Annotated in this window: 2 protein-coding genes; one reads left to right on the top strand and one right to left on the bottom strand. The window is 70.7% G+C overall.

What is annotated here, in order from left to right; translation table 11 throughout:
• Window positions 1–207: 207 nt before the first annotated feature.
• Window positions 208–657, bottom strand: coding sequence for an Lrp/AsnC family transcriptional regulator (locus tag VR44_RS18610; protein ID WP_045948661.1), 450 nt, complete (start codon window positions 655–657; stop codon window positions 208–210).
• A 142-nt stretch (window positions 658–799) separates the two neighbouring features.
• On the opposite strand from VR44_RS18610, the gene VR44_RS18605 reads away from it, so the two are divergent.
• On the top strand, window positions 800–1,286 hold a 487-nt coding region (locus VR44_RS18605; protein ID WP_045948660.1), incomplete at its 3' end, for an asparaginase domain-containing protein.

Raw genomic sequence — 1,286 nt, 5'->3', positions numbered from 1 at the left:
TCGCCGCCCGGCTCTCCCGCCCGGACCTCGCTGCGGCGGCCGACGGCGGCTTCGTCCACGCGATGCACGTCACTTCGGTGCTGGGCGCGGCCGTGGCCGCGGCGGGGGCGGTGGTGGTCCTGCTGACCTTCCGCCGCACGAAGGGATCTGGCACGGCAAAGTGATGTTCACTTCATGCGAGGCGGCCTCCGGCGCCCGCCGGTGCCGTCAGACCGGGAGGCCCGTCGGTTCCTTGATGCGCTTCATGATGATCTGCGAGTTGACCTCCGTGACCCCGGAGAGGGCCGTGAGGCGTTCGATCCACAGGCGTTCGTACGCGCGGAGGTCGCCCACCGCGATGCGCAGCAGACAGCCGGGGCTGCCGAAGAGGCGGTAGGCCTCGATGACGTCGGGGATGTCCTGGAGGGCCGCCTCGAAGGCCTCGACCGCCTCGCGGTCGCGGCGGACCTCCACCGACACCAGGACCTCGAAGCCGCGGCCCACCGCCTCGGGGTCGATCACCGCGCGGTAGCCCTGGATCACCCCGTCCTGTTCCAGCTGCCGGACCCGGCGCATGCAGGGGGACGGGGTCAGGCCGACGCGCTGGGCCAGTTCCTGGTTGCTGAGCCGGCCGTCGCGCTGGAGCTCGCGCAAGATTTCTCGATCGATGGCGTCCATCGCGCAATTATCCCCCAAGGTTTGTCACAGGAGGCTTACAACGCGCAATCGCATTGCGCGTAGATCTCACTATCATTGCCCTTTCTAGGACTTTTGTGCGAGAGCCCCGCTCCGGGGGCCGGACGTCAGGGGAAGGGTGGCCATGGGGCGCATCGTCGTCATCAGCACCGGCGGGACGATAGCCAGCCGGTGGACTGGCTCGGGCTTCGCCGCCGAGGCCGGCGGTCGTGAGGTCATGGCCACCGCGCCGCTGCCCGAGGGCATCACGGTCGAGGTCGTCGACCTGTTCAGCGTGAACAGCCCCCGCCTCACCACCGCCCACCAGCTCACCCTGCTGCGCACCGTCCACGAGGTCCTCGCCGACCCGGACGTCGACGGCATCGTCGTCACCCACGGCACGGACACCCTGGAGGAGTCCGCCTTCCTGGTCGACCTCCACCACCACGACCCCCGCAGCGTGGTGTTCACCGGCTCCCAGCTGCCCATGGGCTCCACCGAGGGCGACGGCCCCGGCAACCTCTACGACGCCCTGCTCACCGCCGCGACCACGCGCGGGCTCGGCGTCCTGGTCGCCTTCGCCGGCCGGGTCCACGCCGCCCGCGGCACCATGAAGACCCAGGCCGTGGCCC

This window comes from Streptomyces katrae, from assembly GCF_000966975.1.
GTDB classification, from domain to species: Bacteria; Actinomycetota; Actinomycetes; order Streptomycetales; family Streptomycetaceae; genus Streptomyces; species Streptomyces katrae.
This window is presented reverse-complemented; position numbering and strand designations above follow the sequence as displayed.